The sequence below is a fragment of the Glycomyces sambucus genome (genome assembly GCF_900102815.1).
Taxonomy (GTDB): Bacteria; Actinomycetota; Actinomycetes; order Mycobacteriales; family Micromonosporaceae; genus Glycomyces; species Glycomyces sambucus.
On the sequence record NZ_FNGF01000009.1, the window covers coordinates 153721 to 168402 of the forward strand.

Annotated in this window: 12 protein-coding genes; 9 read left to right on the forward strand and 3 right to left on the reverse strand. The window is 71.1% G+C overall.

Translation table 11 applies throughout. From position 1 onward, the window contains the following. Positions 1 to 145 precede the first annotated feature (145 nt). The 4 genes from gatC (at position 146) to mgtE (ending at position 5115) form a co-directional block, all read left to right on the forward strand. Positions 146 to 445, forward strand: a complete 300-nt coding sequence (gene gatC / locus BLS99_RS23785; RefSeq protein ID WP_091054223.1) for an Asp-tRNA(Asn)/Glu-tRNA(Gln) amidotransferase subunit GatC — start codon at positions 146 to 148, stop codon at positions 443 to 445. A gap of 45 nt (positions 446 to 490) precedes the next feature. Next, on the forward strand, positions 491 to 1945 hold the full coding sequence (gene gatA / locus BLS99_RS23790) for an Asp-tRNA(Asn)/Glu-tRNA(Gln) amidotransferase subunit GatA (RefSeq protein WP_425432633.1): 1455 nt from the start codon (positions 491 to 493) through the stop codon (positions 1943 to 1945). Positions 1946 to 1949: 4 nt separating this feature from the next. Then, positions 1950 to 3437: an Asp-tRNA(Asn)/Glu-tRNA(Gln) amidotransferase subunit GatB gene (gene gatB / locus BLS99_RS23795; protein ID WP_091054225.1), complete on the forward strand. Its 1488-nt coding sequence runs from the start codon at positions 1950 to 1952 to the stop codon at positions 3435 to 3437. A 331-nt stretch (positions 3438 to 3768) separates the two neighbouring features. Next, a complete protein-coding gene (gene mgtE, locus BLS99_RS23800) occupies positions 3769 to 5115 on the forward strand; it encodes a magnesium transporter (protein WP_091054226.1) in 1347 nt (448 codons plus the stop codon). Positions 5116 to 5162: 47 nt separating this feature from the next. On the opposite strand, the gene BLS99_RS23805 is transcribed toward mgtE, so the two are convergent. Both BLS99_RS23805 and BLS99_RS23810 read right to left on the reverse strand, forming a co-directional pair. After that, on the reverse strand, positions 5163 to 6599 hold the full coding sequence (locus BLS99_RS23805; RefSeq protein ID WP_143034934.1) for a metallophosphoesterase family protein: 1437 nt from the start codon (positions 6597 to 6599) through the stop codon (positions 5163 to 5165). A 138-nt stretch (positions 6600 to 6737) separates the two neighbouring features. Further along, entirely contained in the window at positions 6738 to 7886 is a 1149-nt protein-coding gene (locus BLS99_RS23810; protein WP_218126830.1) for a PQQ-dependent sugar dehydrogenase, read from the reverse strand. A 178-nt stretch (positions 7887 to 8064) separates the two neighbouring features. On the opposite strand from BLS99_RS23810, the gene BLS99_RS23815 reads away from it, so the two are divergent. After that, entirely contained in the window at positions 8065 to 8976 is a 912-nt protein-coding gene (locus BLS99_RS23815; protein WP_091054229.1) for a 2-hydroxyacid dehydrogenase, read from the forward strand. Here BLS99_RS23815 and BLS99_RS23820 read toward each other — a convergent pair. Beyond that, a complete protein-coding gene (locus tag BLS99_RS23820) occupies positions 8973 to 9416 on the reverse strand; it encodes a PH domain-containing protein (protein WP_091054230.1) in 444 nt (147 codons plus the stop codon). The two genes, BLS99_RS23815 and BLS99_RS23820, sit on opposite strands and share 4 nt — an antisense overlap. A 135-nt stretch (positions 9417 to 9551) precedes the next feature. On the opposite strand from BLS99_RS23820, the gene BLS99_RS23825 reads away from it, so the two are divergent. The 4 genes from BLS99_RS23825 to BLS99_RS23840 all read left to right on the forward strand — a co-directional run bounded on the left by BLS99_RS23825 (position 9552) and on the right by BLS99_RS23840 (position 14676). Further along, positions 9552 to 10064 (forward strand): hypothetical protein, encoded by a 513-nt coding sequence (locus BLS99_RS23825; protein ID WP_091054231.1) that lies wholly within the window; start codon positions 9552 to 9554, stop codon positions 10062 to 10064. A gap of 396 nt (positions 10065 to 10460) precedes the next feature. Further along, complete coding sequence (locus BLS99_RS23830) at positions 10461 to 12494, forward strand: ABC transporter substrate-binding protein (RefSeq protein ID WP_091054232.1); 2034 nt, start codon at positions 10461 to 10463, stop codon at positions 12492 to 12494. Between the two features lie 30 nt (positions 12495 to 12524). Further along, a complete protein-coding gene (locus BLS99_RS23835; protein ID WP_091054233.1) occupies positions 12525 to 13520 on the forward strand; it encodes an ABC transporter permease in 996 nt (331 codons plus the stop codon). A 7-nt stretch (positions 13521 to 13527) separates the two neighbouring features. Further along, complete coding sequence (locus BLS99_RS23840; protein WP_218126831.1) at positions 13528 to 14676, forward strand: ABC transporter permease; 1149 nt, start codon at positions 13528 to 13530, stop codon at positions 14674 to 14676. Positions 14677 to 14682: the final 6 nt, after the last annotated feature.

Here is a 14682-nt window from a genome sequence, read left to right on the forward strand (position 1 = left end):
CCGTCCGTCACACTTTCGGGAGAGCGTGCGCCAACGGCGCTATGACCCGGTCGCGCACGCGCCGTGCCCGCCTCGGGGCGCCGCCGCGCACGGCCTAGACTCGACTGGTCTTCCCGCAGCTAGTAACCGTTAGGAAACACCTGTCGTGAGTACGATTTCTCGCGAGGAGGTCGCGCACCTGGCGCGGCTCGCCCGCCTCGAGGTCACCGATGACGAGCTCGACGCCTTCGCCGGCCAGCTCGACGTCATCCTCCAGTCGATGAAGACGCTCGCCGAAGTGGACACGGACGGCGTCCAGCCGACCTCGCACGCGGTGCCGCTGGTGAACGTGTTCCGGGAAGACCAGCCCCAGCCGTCCCTGCCCCGCGACGCCGTCCTCGCCGGCGGCCCCGACACCGCCGAGGACCGCTTCCGCGTCCCGCGCATCCTGGACGAGGAGGCTTAAGTGACCCGCATCATCGACAAGACCGCCGCCGAACTCGCGGCCGCGATCCGCGACGGCGACCTCACCTCCGTCGCGGTCACCACCGCGTTCCTCGACCGCATCGACGCCGTCGACGGCACCGTCAAGGCGTTCCTCCACGTCGACCGCGAGGGCGCGCTCGCCACCGCGGCCGAGGTCGACGCCGCCGTGGCCGCGGGCGAGGACCTCGGTCCGCTCGCCGGCGTCCCGATCGCGATCAAGGACGTCGTGGTCACCAAGGGCCTGCCGACCACCGCGGCCTCCAAGATCCTCGAAGGCTGGATCCCGCCCTACGACGCGACGATCGTCGAGCGCATCAAGGCCGCGCGGATGCCGATCCTCGGCAAGACCAACATGGACGAGTTCGCCATGGGCTCCTCCACCGAGTACTCGGCCTACTTCCCGACCCGCAACCCCTGGGACACCGGGCGCATCCCCGGCGGCTCCGGAGGCGGCTCGGCCGCCGCGGTCGCCGCGAAGATGGCCCCGCTCGCCATCGGCACCGACACCGGCGGCTCGATCCGCCAGCCCGGCGCCGTCACCGGCACCTTCGGCGCCAAGCCCACCTACGGCGGCAACTCCCGCTACGGGCTCATCGCCTTCTCCTCCTCGCTCGACACCCCCGGCCCGGTCTCGCGCAACGCCCTCGACGGCGCGCTCCTGCACGAGGTCATCTCCGGGTACGACCCGCGCGACTCGACCTCCATCGACGCGCCCGTCCCGCCGGTCGTGGAGGCCGCGAAGGCCGGAGCGAACGGCGACCTCACCGGCGTCAAGCTCGGTGTGGTCAAGGAGTTCAAGGAGGGCGCCGACGCCGCCGAGCCCGGCGTCGTCGCCGCCTACGAGGCCGGCGTCGAGCAGCTCGTCAAGCTCGGGGCGGAGATCGTCGAGGTCTCCTGCCCGTCGTTCGCGTACGCGCTGCCGACCTACTACCTCATCGCCCCGTCCGAGGCGTCCTCGAACCTGGCCCGCTACGACGGCGTCCGGTACGGCCTGCGCGCCGGCGACGACGGGAAGCACTCGCTCGAGGAGGTCATGAGCCTCACCCGCGAGGCCGGCTTCGGCCCGGAAGTGAAGCGCCGCATCATCCTCGGCACCTACGCGCTCAGCGCCGGGTACGTGGACGCGTTCTACCGCAAGGCCCAGAAGGTCCGCACGCTCATCAGGCAGGACTTCGAGAAGGCGTTCACGCAGGTCGACGCCATCATCAGCCCGACCACGCCGTTCATCGCATTCGCATTCGGCGCCCGCACCGGCGACCCGTACCAGATGTACCTCGCCGACCTCTACACGATCCCGGCGAACATGTACGGCGGCCCCGGCGTCTCCGTCCCCGTCGGCCTCTCCGAGGGCATGCCCGTCGGCCTCCAGGTCATGGGTCCGGTCCTGGGCGACGACATCACCTACCGCGTCGCGGCCGCACTCGAGTCCACCCAGGACGTGCTCCTCGCCGACACCGCGCCCGAGACCGAGGGGAAGTAGCCCGATGACGAAACTCAACACCTTCGAGCAGGCCGTCGAGACCTACGAGCCCGTCCTGGGCCTGGAGACCCACATCGAGCTCGACACGCGCACCAAGATGTTCTGCGGCTGCGCGACCGCCTTCGGCGCCGAGCCCAACACCCAGGTCTGCCCCGTCTGCCTGGCCCTGCCCGGCGCCCTCCCGGTCGCCAACCGGGCCGCGATCGAGGCCACCATCAAGATCGGCCTGGCGCTCAACTGCACCATCGCCTCCTGGACCCGCTTCGCCCGGAAGAACTACTTCTACCCGGACATGCCGAAGAACTTCCAGACCAGCCAGTACGAGGAGCCGCTCTGCGAGGACGGCTACGTCGAGGTCGTCGTCGACGGCGAGGTCCACCGCGTCGAGATCGAGCGCGTCCACCTCGAAGAGGACACCGGCAAGACCCTCCACGTCGGCGGCACCACCGGCCGCATCCACGGCGCCACCGAGTCCCTCGTGGACTACAACCGCGCCGGCATCCCGCTGGTGGAGATCGTCACCCGCCCCGTCCCGGGCACCGGCGCCCTCGCCCCCGAGGTCGCCCGCGCCTACACCGCCGAGCTGCGCGACATCGTCCGCTCCCTCGGCGTCTCCGACGTCCGCATGGAGCAGGGCTCCCTGCGCTGCGACGTCAACCTCTCGCTGAACAAGCCCGGCGAGGAGTGGGGCACCCGCACCGAGACCAAGAACGTCAACTCGCTGCGCTCGGTCGAGCGCGCCGTCCGCTACGAGGTCCGCCGCCAGTCGGCGCTCCTGGACGCCGGCGAGCGGATCTTCCAGGAGACCCGCCACTTCCACGAGGCCACCGGCGAGACCAGCCCCGGCCGCTCCAAAGAAGAGGCCACGGACTACCGGTACTTCCCCGAGCCCGACCTCGCCGTCATGGAGCCCTCCCGCGAGTGGGTCGAGGAGCTGCGCGCCTCGCTCCCCGAGCTGCCGCGCAAGCGCCGCGAGCGCCTTCAGGCCGCATGGGCCCTGGGGGACAAGGACATGCAGTCGGTCGTCAACGCCGACGCCGTCGACCTCATCGAGGCCACGGTCGCGGCCGGGGCCGCCCCCGCCGGGGCCGTCAAGTGGTGGCTCGGCGAGCTCTCCCGCCGCGCCAACGAGTCCGGTGCAGAGCTCACCGCGCTCGCCATCGACCCCGCGCAGGTCGCCGAACTCCAGGCCATGGTCGACGACGGGCGCCTGAACGACAAGCTCGCCCGCCAGGTCATCGACGGCGTCCTCGCCGGCGAGGGCTCGCCCGCCGAGGTCGCCCAGAAGCGCGGTCTGGAGGTCGTCTCCGACACCGGGGCGCTCGAGACCGCCGTGGACGAGGCCATCGCCGCGAACCCGGCCGTGGCCGACAAGATCCGCGGCGGCACCCACGCCGCCGCCGGCGTCCTCATCGGCGCCGTCATGAAGGCCACCAAGGGCCAGGCCGACGCCGGCGCGGTCCGCCAGATCATCCTGGACAAGCTGAGCTAGGACGACACCGCGAGGGGCCGGGCGACACGCCCGGCCCTTTCGCGTTCACTGTCCGTTCAGTCCCAGTGTGAGCCGCGAGTCTTCGGGTACCCCAGAGGGCGACGCTGTTCACAGAGGAGGCGTACCCTGAAGCAGCAGTGCAGTTCCGACCCGAGGAGGTGAGGGCCATGGGCGACGACCCCGGATCCAGTCGAGATACCGACGCGTTCTTCCCATTCGACTTTCACCGTGCCCCGTGCCCTCTTAAGGTGAAGAGGGCGGCCTGACCTGCGTCTTCTCTGACACGCGCTAGGGGCACGGCCCTTTCCTCGTGTTAGGAGGTGGCTGACGCATGGCTACGACCGTTCAGCCCATTTCGCCCGCGGCAGTCGACGAACTCGCCGCGCTCCGGCTCGAACTCGCCGACTTCTCGACCGTCGAGCTCGCCGAAGAGCTCCCCCGCATGGACCTGGCCGACCAGGCGCTCAGGTTCCGCCTGCTCCCCAAGGACCGCGCGCTCGCGGTCTTCGAGGAGTTCGACCCCGTCCACCAGCAGGAGCTCATCGACGGGCTCAAGACCGACTTCGTGCGCGAGATCCTGGAGTCGATGGAGGCCGACGACCGGGCCAAGCTCTTCGACGAGATGCCCGCCAAGGTCGCGACCCGCTTCCAGTCGCAGCTCAGCGCCGCCGACCGGCGCCAGACCGCGCAGCTCCTCGGCTACGACCCGGAGTCCGCCGGGCGCATCATGACGCCCGACTACGTGTCGCTGCGCGCCTCGATGAGCGCCGCCGCCGCGATCGAGCGCATCCGGCACCTGCGCGAGCGGCCCCGCCACCTCGACGTGCTCCCGGTGACCGACGGGCACCGCAAGCTCCTCGGCACCGTCACCCTCGCCGACCTCGTCAGCGCCGACCCCGACACCGAGGTCGCCGAGCTCATCGCCAGCGAGCACTACCAGGTCTCCACCGACACCGACCAGGAGGAGGCCGCGCGCCTCATCCAGGAGGCCAACCTCAACGCGCTCCCCGTCGTCGACCACGAGGACCGCCTCGTCGGCCTCATCACCTGGGACGACGCCATGGAGGTCCTCGAAGCCGAGGACACCGAGGACGTCGCCCGCAGCGCCGGCGCCGAGCCGCTGGACCGGCCGTACCTGTCCGCGGGCGTCTTCATGCTCGCGCGCAAGCGCGCCGTGTGGCTCCTGGTCCTGGCCGTCTCGGCCTCGCTCACCGTGACCGTGCTCAACTACTACGAGACCTACCTCGCGAACGTCACGGTGCTCGCGGTCTTCATCTCGCTGCTCACCGGCACGGGCGGGAACTCCGGGTCCCAGGCGTCGGTGACGATCATCCGCGCCATGGCCGTGGGCGAGGTCCGCTTCTCGGACGCCTTCCGGATCACCTGGCGCGAGTCGCGCGTGGGCTTCGTGCTCGGGGCCCTGCTCGCGATCGTCGGGGGACCGGTCGTCGGGTTCGTCTACGGCTGGGACATCGGGCTCATCATCGCCGTCACGCTCCTGGTCATCTGCACCTGGTCCACGTTCGTCGGCTCCCTGCTGCCCCTGCTCGCGAAGAAGGTGGGCATCGACCCGGCGCTCGTGTCGGCCCCGATGGTCTCGACCCTGTGCGACGCGACCGGCCTGCTCATCTACTTCTCGGTGGCGGCCGTGGTCCTCGGACCGGCCCTCACCGGCTGAGACACGCGAGAGGCCCCCGGCGCCGCGCCGGGGGCCTCTCGCGTGTCTCAGTCCTGCTGCGGCGCCGTCGACTCGGCCCCGCCCTGGAGCTCGTCGCCCTCGACCTGCTCGTCGGTGGGGATCACCGTCCGGTCGAGCGTCACGTCGGTCTCGTCCCCGGCGCCCACCGAGATCGAGTCGTACGCCGTGAGCGCCTTCGTGACCGGGTCGAAGTACAGGACGTCCATCTCCATCTTCATCGTCGAGGACGACGTGAAGTGGCGCAGCCCCGCCGCGCCCGTCGAACCCTCGACCATGAGCGTGGTCCCGTCCCCGAGGTCCTCGACCGACCGCTCGTGCATGTGCCCGGCCAGGACCAGCGGGACGACCCCGGCGAGCGGTTCGGCCATCGGCGGCTCGTGGACCATCGCCAGGTCGGCGCCCCCGGCCTCCTCGATCGCGCCCGCGAGCCGCTCCCCGGACTCGGTGAGCATCCGCGCCACGTAGTCGCTGGAGGGCAGGCTGCCCTTGTCAGGCGTGAACGTGGGGTCGGCGACCCCGCCGATGCGGAGCCCGGCGATCTCCCGGACCTCGCCGTCGAGGATCACCACGTTGTCGTACGCCGACAGGGCCGCCACGGTCGTCGCCGAGTCGTGGTTGCCCTTGACGAACACGTACGGCGCGTCGATCTGCGCCACGCCCTGCGAGAAGATCTCGGCCTCCTGCTCGGAGCCCCAGTCGTTCAGGTCCCCGGTGTCGGCGACCGCGTCGATGTCGAACTGCCCTACCACGGTCTCCATGAGGTGCCAGGCGTTCGGGTTCAGATGCAGGTCGGAGACGTGCAGGACCCGGATCGAGTTGTCCTGGATGCCGACCTGCGGCATGTCCATCGCGAGCGTGTAGAACCCGGAGATGTTGGTGACGATCTGCTGGAGGTCGCCCACGTACTCCTCGTAGTTCTCCGCGATGTTCTCGGCGCTGCCGACCACGCTGGGCGCGTAGGTGAGCAGGCCCTCGTACCGCGGCTGCGAGATCGACTCGGTGCGCAGCGTGCCCGCGGCGAACCCGACGAGCGCGGCGGTGACCGCGAGCGAGGTGACCCCCGTGAGCAGGGCCCGGCGCATGTTGCGGAACGCGAGGGCGCCCACGAGGAGCCCGCACAGCGTCACGATCGCCAGGGCCTCGACCACGACGCGGATGACCGCGTCGGTGACGTCCGAGGCGAGGTTCTGCGCCGCGACCGTGAAGCCGTCCGGGGTGTTCATGATGGTCTGCGCCTCGACCGGGTCGATCGAGTCGAGCGACAGGTTCAGGGCGATCGGCCCGTCGTGGCTGTCGAAGACGATGTCGCCCAGCGGCGGGATGTTCACCACGGTCTCGCCGTCGACGTCCGGGGCCAGGGCCACGGTGGTGTCGAACGGGCCGATGTCGGCGCTCGTGCCGCCCACCAGGGCCAGGCCCGCCGCGGCGGCGCCCGTCCCGAGCAGCACGATCGCGGCGGCCATCGCGCCGCGCCGCGTCCGGGGGGAGCGTCTGAACCGGGTCCAGCCCGCGGTCGTCTTGCGCCACAGCGATCTCGCCCTCCGCACGTGCGGCCGGGCGGTGTCGCGGAGGCGACGGACGGTACCGGACCTGTCGTTCATTTAGACCCTTCCCTGTGCGGCGTAACTGGTGGAGAAGCGGATGATGCGGTCGTCGGCCTCGTTCGCGGTGCAGCCGCGCTCCTCGACGCACCGGCCGTCGCGGTTGGAGGTCGTCACCCACAGCATCCCGTCCGGGCCCACGGCGACCGATCGTAGTCGACCGAACTCGCCGACCACCGCGGCTTGCGGGTCGCCGGCGGGCGCGCCGGACGCGTCGAACGGGACGATCCACAGGCGCTGGCCGCGCAGGCACGCGGTGACGAGCGAGTCCTCCAGGAACACGGCGCCCGCGCAGGACGCCTCGAAGGGCTCCCAGGTCGCGACCGGGTCCTGGAAGGCGTCGTCCCCGGCGGGGCCCTCGTACTGGGGCCAGCCGTAGTTCGCGCCGGGCTCGATGCGGTTGACCTCGTCGGCCACGTCCTGGCCGAACTCGGTGGCGAACAGGGTGCCCGCGGCGTTCCAGGCCAGGCCCTCGATGTTGCGGTGCCCAAGGGAGTAGACCGGCGAGTCGGGGTCGGGGTTGCCCGGCGCGGGCTCGCCGTCCGCGGTGAGGCGGAGGATCTTGCCGCCCAAGGACGCCCGGTCCTGCGCGAGGCCCCCGTCCCCGGCGTCGCCGGTGGCGGCGTAGAGGAACCCGTCGGGGCCGAACTCCAGGGCGCCGCCGTTGTGGTGGTCGGAGGCCGGTATGCCGGTGAGGACCGGCTCGGGCGCGGCGTCGGTGGTCGGGTCGATGCGGGCGATGCGGTTGTCCTCGCCGGTCGTGTAGTAGAGGTACACCGCGCGGTCCTCGGCGTAGCCGGGGGAGACGGCGACACCGAGCAGGCCGCCCTCGCCGGTGTCGTCGACCTCGACCGTCCGCAGTTCCTCGGGGGCGCCGGCGCTGCCGTCGGAGGCGACCGGGATCTGGAGGAGGCGCCCGGAGCGCTCGCCGACGATCGCGGTGCCGTCGGGGAGGAAGTCGAGGCCCCAGGGGACGTCGAGCCCTTCGGCGACGACGTCCATGAACGTGGCCGGGCTCTCGGGGGCGCCCGAGGGGGTCGGCAGGTTCGGCGGCTGACCGGTCTCGGGCCCGGGCGGCTCGCCGAACGAGCACGAGGCCAGGGACAGTGCGGCGGCGGCCGCAGCCGCGGCCGTGAGCAACCTGCGCATGGCGACAACCATAACGGCCCGCACCTCGCGCCCGAGTGCTCCGGGCTGGAGGGTCGGGCCGCACACCGCGCACGACGCCGGGGGACCGCATTCCACCGGCCCGGGGTCCCCGCTCCCGGCGGTTTTCATGCCTCCGCGGCGAAAGCGATTGCTGGCCCGGCGACTATGCTCGGGACCTGTGAGAGTCTGGATCGCCCACGAAGAAGGCCGCGCCCTGCTGGGCGAACTCCCCTCCGGCGTCGAGGTCGAGGTCTACGACGGCAGGTCGGACTACCCGTCCGACCCGGCCGCGGTGGACTTCTGGGTCCCGCCGTTCCTCGCCCAGTCCAAGGTGACGACCCCGCTGCGGGACATGACCTCCCTCAAGGCGATCCAGCTCCTGAGCGCGGGCGCCGAGGTGTGGGTCCCGGTCGTCCCGCCCGGCGTGGCCCTGTGCGACGCCCGCGGCGTGCACACCGGGGTCACCGCCGAGTGGACCGTCGGCGCGGTCATCGCGTCGATGCGCGGCTTCGACCTGTTCGCCCGCCAGCAGGCCCGCCACGAGTGGCGGGTGGAGTGGACGACCACCGCGGTCGGCAAGCGCGCCTTGATCGTCGGCGCCGGGGACATCGGTGGGAAGGTCGCCGAAGTGCTCACCGCGCTCGGCGTCGAGGTCGAGATGGTCGCCCGGCGCGGGCGCCCCGGCGTCCACCCGATCGACGCGGTCGAATCGCTCCTGCCGGAGTTCGACATCGTGGTCCTCATCCTTCCGCTCACCGACGCCACCCGCGGCCTGGTGGACGCGAAGTTCCTGTCGCACATGAAGGACGGCGCACTCCTGGTCAACGCCGCGCGCGGCCCGATCGTGGACACCGACGCCCTCGTGGCCGAGGTCGCCGCGGGCCGCCTGCGCTGCGCGGTCGACGTCGTCGACCCCGAACCGCTCCCGGCGGGCCACCCGCTGTGGGACCTCGACGGCGCCCTCATCACCCCGCACGCGGGCGCCTCGGTCGACGGCACCCTCGACCGCGCCTACGCCCCGGTCGGCCCGCAGATCCGCCGCTTCGCGGCGGGCGAGCCCCTGGAGAACGTCGTCGCCGACGGGTACTAGCGCTCGTCCTCCGCGGGGGCGCTGGCGCGCAGCTCCTGGCCGCCGATCTCCAGGACCTGGGGGAGGTTCTCGGGCTTGAGGGGGTCGAGCCTCACCTGGGACTGGTCGGCGAGTATGGCCTGGACGCCCTCGTTGCCGGTGGCGAAGCCGTCGATGAGGCGCCAGGGGATCTCGCGGGTGGTGAACATGCCGCGGATCGCGATGCCGTCGGTGGTGACGTCGACTCCGGAGCGCCAGGCCCACACGGAGATCCCGAGCGGGATGAACAGCAGGACCACGCCGAGGGCGACCGAGAGGACGCTCCACAGCGGCTGCTCCACGATGAGCGACAGGGCCAGCGGCGCGACGGTCAGCCAGGCGACGAAGGCCGCGCCGGTGATCGCCGCGGAGCGGCGGACCCGCAGGCGGCGGGTGGGGAGCGGGGAGTCTGCGGACGTCATGCGTCCAGATTGACACACCCGGCCCCGGGGGCCGCGGGGTGCCGGTCCGGTTTCTGTCGGATTGTCGCTTGACGTGCGCGTCCGACGTGGCACGATCAGCTCATCGGCAGCGGAACGAGCCTGGTGGGGGTGAGTGTGGCCGTCAAGATCACATTCCGTCCGACGACGCGACAGGTCATCGGCCGCGCCCTGTTCCTCGGCGGCGTCTCCGCGCTGGCGGCGCTCGTCCCGGCCGTGCTGTACATGCTCGCGGTCGGCCACTGGTACCACCTGACGCTGGGCCTGCTCGTGCTCGTCGCCGCCGCCGTGGCCCTCGCGGTCGCCTACGCCGGGGCCCGCCGGCACGGGGTCGTCCTCGACGAGCGCGGCATCCACCCGCTGGAGTCCCAAGACCCGCAAGGGAATGCGCGGGGTGAGCGGTACGCGGCCTGGACCGAGGTCGCCGACATCCGCGCCGAGCGCCGCGCCGGGCGCACCGTCCCGGTCGTGTACCTCAACGACCCGTCCCAGCGCCCCTGGCGCCTGCGCGCCCCCTACTCCGGTCGCGCGCTCTCGGCCGACGCGGAACTCGACGAGAAGATCTTCGTCATGCGGAGCCTCTGGGAGGGGTACCGCCGCGGTCGGTCCCCGCGCCGCGAGGGTGCCTGAGCACCGCGCCGCGACCGTGCCTCGGCATCGCGCCGCGAGGGCACCTAGCGCATCGACGTGCGTCACTGGCGGCAAGCGTGAGCCATTCCCCCAGGTATCGAGCGACGTCACTGGCGGCAAACGCGCGCCAGAGCCCGAAACTTTCGAAACTGTTCAGTAGTGCCGATGCGGAATACGATTGCCATTCGTGATCCTATCGTGACCTTTGTGGCGACTTACCAGCCTTGACGCTGTTTTGGTGTTGCCGTAGTCTCACCGCTATCGCCGAAAGTTTTCGGAATCATTCCGGAAGTTCCCCAACAGTTTCGGTACGAGGCGGGGTCGTGCAGGGCTCCGTCGAACCCCTTCATGCGCACCGAGCGGTGCGCGGCGCGACCACGGAAGGAGCGCTCACCGATGAGCACTCAGCAGCCCCGGTCCCACCCCTTCGAACCGAGCGCGGCGCCCGCGCTCCACCCCCTCCTCACCCGCCGCGGCGTCGTCCTCGCCGGCGGCGCCGCGCTCACCGCCTCCGCGGCGGGGTGCAGCTTCTTCTCCACCGACCCCGAGAGCGAGAACGGCGGCGGCGACAAGGGCCCCGAGGCCCCCATGCTCGCCGAGCGCGTCGACGCCGGCGACCTCCCGCCCGTCGAGGAGCGCCTCCCCAAGGAACCCCTCGTCGTCACCGCCACCGACGAGATCGGCGCCTACGGCGGCACCTGGAACTCCGCCATCACCGGCCCCTCCGACGGCCCCTGGCTGTGGCGCACCGTCAACGACGGCCACCTCCTCGAACGCTCCCGCGACTGGACCGAGATCCGGATGAACGTCGCCTCCGCGTTCGACGCCAACGCCGACGCCTCGGAGTTCACCATCACCCTCCGCGAGGGGGTCAAGTGGTCCGACGGCACGCCGCTGACCACCGCCGACGTCGAGTTCGCCTACGCCGACGTCAACCTGAACGCCGAGCTCACCACCGCCATGCCCGCCGAACTGTCCAGTCTGGACGGCACTCCGGCCGAGCTGGAGGTCGTCGACGACTACACCTTCATCGTCCGCTTCTCCGGCCCCAAGCCGCTCTTCCGCGACGACATGGCCGCCGGCGTCTCCGGCCAGCGCTTCACCATGTACCCCCGCCACTACCTGGAGCAGTACCACATCGCGTACAACCCCGCGGCCGACGACGAGGCCGTGGCCGAGGGCTACGACGGCTGGGTCTCGCGCTTCACCGCGCTGGGCAACCTGTGGAACTTCCAGTGGGAGAACCCGGACCTGCCGAGCCTGCTCCCGTGGATCTGCAAGAAGCCGGTCTCCGACGCCGACTACGCCCTCTTCGAGCGCAACCCGTACTACTGGAAGGTGGACGAGGACGGCAGCCAGCTCCCGTACCTCGACGAGGTCCGCTTCAACATCATCGCCGACGTCGAGACCATGTTCGCCCACGCGGTGAACGGCGACTACGAGTTCCACTCGCGCCACTTCAACGACAACGCCCACCGCGCCGACGCCGTCGACGGCGAGGAGGCCGGGGACTACACGATCGTCGACCTCGAAGGCACCTACTCGAGCGACATGAACATCGCGTTCAACCTCAACCACGCCGACCCCGCGATCCGGAAAATCTTCCAGGACAAGCAGTTCCGCATCGCGATGTCGCACGCGATCGACCGGCAGGAGCTCATCGACGTCCTGTGGAACCGCGTCGGCGAGCCCACCCAGGCCGCCCCGCGTCCGGAGTCGGACTTCTACGACGAGGCGTTCGCGACCCAGTACACCGAGTTCGACCCCGACCTCGCCAACCAGACCCTGGACGCGGCCGGGTACGCCCTCGCCGGGGGCGTGCGCACCGCCGCCGACGGCACGCCGCTGGAGTTCACCGCCTCCGTCGCCGACGACGCGCTCCTGGGCACCGTCTGGCTCGACGCCCTCGACATGGTCAAGGACATGTGGGCCGCGGTCGGCGTCACCCTCCACGTCAACGGCCAGCCGCGCGAGAACTGGCAGGCCGGGATCGACGAGAACGCCTACGACCTCACGGTGTGGACCGGCGACGGCGGCGCGATCGACGAGACCACCGCCGTCCAGTGGTACATGTGCGCCGGCCCCTCCGGCGGCGCGCTCTTCGCCCGCCAGTGGTCCTCGCACTACACGCTCAACGGCGCCGAGGACGCGGAGATGCTGGAGGCCCCGCCCGCGCACGTGACCGCGCAGCACGACCTGTACGACCAGTTCCTCGCCGAGGCCGACCCGGCGGCGCGCGCCGAGATCTTCACGCAGATCATCGCGATCGCCAAGGAGCAGTTCTACGCGATCGGCACCGTCCGGGGCCAGGGCTCGTGGGCGGTCACCGCGAACCGCCTGCGCAACTTCGGCGGCCCCATGCCCGAGAACCCGACCTACGGCACCCCCGGGCCCGCCAACCCCGAGCAGTGGTGGCTGGCGTCCGAGTAGTCGGGGCCGCAACAGGATAGGGAGTCCACAGTGGTGCGATACCTGGGCCGCCGCACGCTCTACATGGCGGCCACGCTGCTCGCGATCTCGCTCATGGTGTTCGTCATCATCAGCCTGCCGCCGGGCGACTACGTGACCGCGCTCCAGGCCAAGTACAACGTCATGGGCCAGGGCCTGACGGCGGCCGACGTCGCCAACCTGCGCATGCGCTACGGCCTCGACGGGAACCTCCTGGAGCAGTACTGGCACTGGATCACCCGGATCGTCCTCCACGGCGACCTCGGGATGTCCTTCGAGCACTCGAAGCCGGTCGAGGAGGTCATCGCCCCGCGCCTGGGCTGGACCATCGCGGTCTCGCTCATCACGCTCCTGGTGACGTGGGCGCTGGCGTTCCCGATCGGCGTGTACTCGGCGGTCAAGCAGCACTCGGCCGGCGACTACGCCGTGACCACTGTGGGCTTCCTCGGCCTCGCCACTCCCAACTTCCTGATCGCGCTGGTGTTCGTCTACTTCAGCGTCACCTGGTTCGGCACCGTCCCCTCCGGACTGTGCTCGCCCGAGTGGTGCGACGCCGCGTGGAACCTCGGCAAGCTCCTGGACCTGCTGGGGCACCTGTGGATCCCGATGATCGTCATCGGCACCGGCGGCGTGGCGGGACTGGTGCGGATCATCCGCAACAACCTCCTCGACGAGCTGCGCCGCCCGTACGTGACGGCCGCGCGCGCCCGCGGCGTCCCCGAGGGCCCGCTGCTGCGCCGCTACCCGCTCCGCGTGGCGCTCAACCCGTTCGTGTCCACGATCGGCTGGGTGCTGCCGCTGCTCCTGGTCGGCGACATCGTCGTCGGCCAGATCCTCAGCCTGCCGACCCTCGGCCCGATCCTCCTGGGCGCGCTCAAGGCCCAGGACATGTACCTCGCCGGCTCGGTCATCATGGTCCTCAGCGTGGTCACCGTGATCGGCACCCTCGTCTCGGACCTGCTCCTGGGCTGGCTCGACCCCCGCATCCGACTCGGACACCAGAGGTGAGCCGCGCATGAGTCTCGAAGAGGCCGAGGGCACCGCGGGGATGACCCCGAACCCGGCCGACCTCCGGCGCACCCGCGCCTCCCAGCGCACGCTCGTGTGGTGGGCCTTCAAGAAGCACCGGCTCGCGCTCGTCTCCGCGTGGCTGCTGGCCGGGATGCTCGTCGTGATCGCCCTGTGCGAGTTCGTGGCCCCGTTCGACGACCGCCACCGCGACTCCGAGTACACCACCGCCCCGCCGCAGGTCCTCAAGCTCTGGGACACCGACGGGCCGGACGGGTTCCGCTTCGGCCTCCACGTCGACGGCTACACCTCCACGCAGGACCCGCGCTCGCTGCGGATCACCTACGAGCCCAACCCCGAGGACCGCGTCGACGTGGGGCTCTTCGTCAAGGGCGAGGAGTATCGCCTCTTCGGCCTCATCCCGATGGACCGGCACCTCATCGGCCCCGAGGACCCCGGCGACCCCATGTACCTGTTCGGGACCACCACCGACGGCCAGGACCTGCTCAGCCAGCTCGTGTACGCCACCCGCGTCTCGGCCTCGGTCGGCATCATCGGCGTCATGCTGGCGTTCCTGCTCGGCATCGTCCTCGGCGCCGTCTCGGGCTACTTCGGCGGCTGGATCGACAACACCGTGCAGCGCCTCATCGAGCTCATCATGGCGGTGCCCTCGATCCCCCTGTGGCTCGGGCTCGCCGCCGCGCTCCCGGCCCAGATGGGGCCCGTCGCAAGGTACTTCATCATCACGACGATCCTCGCGCTCGTCGCCTGGACCGGCCTCGCGAGAGAAGTGCGCGGGCGCTTCCTGGCGCTGCGCTCGGAGGAGTTCGTCACCTCCGCGCGCCTCGACGGGTCCAGCCACGCGCGGATCATGTTCCGGCACATGCTGCCCTCGTTCTCCTCGCACGTCATCGCGGCGCTGAGCCTGTCGATCCCGGGCATGATCCTCGCCGAGACCGCGCTGTCCTGGCTCGGCATGGGCCTGCGCCCGCCGGCCGTCTCGTGGGGCGTGCAGCTCCAGGACGCGAGCAAGTGGAGCGTCCTGTCGGGCGCGCCGTGGCTGCTCATCCCGGGCGCGTGCGTCGTCCTGGTGGTCCTCGCGTTCAACTTCGTCGGCGACGGCCTGCGCGACGCCGCCGACCCCTACCGGCACTAGACACCG

Coding starts and splice junctions, on each gene's coding strand:
- gatB (WP_091054225.1), top strand. CDS start 1,950: ATGACGAAACTCAACACCTTCGAGCAGGCCGTCGAGACCTACGAGCCC.
- BLS99_RS23820 (WP_091054230.1), bottom strand. CDS start 9,416: ATGACGTCCGCAGACTCCCCGCTCCCCACCCGCCGCCTGCGGGTCCGC.
- BLS99_RS23840 (WP_218126831.1), top strand. CDS start 13,528: ATGAGTCTCGAAGAGGCCGAGGGCACCGCGGGGATGACCCCGAACCCG.
- mgtE (WP_091054226.1), top strand. CDS start 3,769: ATGGCTACGACCGTTCAGCCCATTTCGCCCGCGGCAGTCGACGAACTC.
- BLS99_RS23830 (WP_091054232.1), top strand. CDS start 10,461: ATGAGCACTCAGCAGCCCCGGTCCCACCCCTTCGAACCGAGCGCGGCG.
- BLS99_RS23810 (WP_218126830.1), bottom strand. CDS start 7,886: ATGCGCAGGTTGCTCACGGCCGCGGCTGCGGCCGCCGCCGCACTGTCC.
- BLS99_RS23805 (WP_143034934.1), bottom strand. CDS start 6,599: ATGGCCGCCGCGATCGTGCTGCTCGGGACGGGCGCCGCCGCGGCGGGC.